The 720-nt window shown below is 73.7% G+C and carries 1 pseudogene; it reads left to right on the top strand.

The features are described from left to right. A pseudogene (locus BZY54_RS54325) lies at positions 1-720 on the top strand (ABC transporter permease); the annotation flags it as partial.

Below are 720 nucleotides of genomic sequence, written 5' to 3'. Positions count from 1 at the left end.
CTGCCCGCCGACGCCGCCGACCGGGCCGCCCGCGTGCCCGGCGTCGACGCGGCCGTCGGTCTGCTGGACACGCAGGTGCTGGTGCCCGTCGGCTCCGGCGGCGACCGGTGGCTGCAGGGCTCGACGACGCAGGGCATCTCCGGTTCCGGCGAGCAGCTGGCGAAGGTGCAGGACCTCGACGTGCGCAGCGGGAGTCTGGGCCGGGTCGGCAAGGGGCGGATCGCCATCGACAGGACGCTCGCCACGTCGGCGAAGGTCGAGGTGGGTGAGAAGCTGCCGATGTACCTTCCGGACGGCACCAGGACCAGCCCCGAGGTCGTTGCCGTGTACGGCCGCGGGCTCGGCCTCGCGGCCGTGACCATGGACCGCGCCTCCCTGGCGCCCCACGTCACCTCGGGCTTCGACAGCGTGCTGCTGGTACGGGGCGGGGACGCGAAGGCCCTCACCGCGCTCGGCAAGGTCACCGACGCCTCCGGCTACGCCGTCGAGCAGAGCACCGACCGCGAGCTCAACGCCTGGGCCANNCGCCAACACGCTCGTGACGACCGTCCTCGACCGCCGTCGCGAGCTCGGCATGCTCCGCCTCATCGGCTCCACCCGGCGTCAGGTGATGCGGATGCTGCGCTGGGAAGGCCTGCTGGTGGCGGTCGCCGGCATCGTCCTCGGCACGGCCATCGCCGCCGCGACGCTGATCCCGATGATGCGCGGCCTCACCGGCGA

This window comes from Streptomyces carpinensis, assembly GCF_002154505.1.
GTDB lineage: Bacteria > Actinomycetota > Actinomycetes > Streptomycetales > Streptomycetaceae > Streptomyces > Streptomyces carpinensis.
Note: the sequence above shows the minus strand (reverse complement) of the source record. Positions and strands in the feature narration are given on the sequence as shown.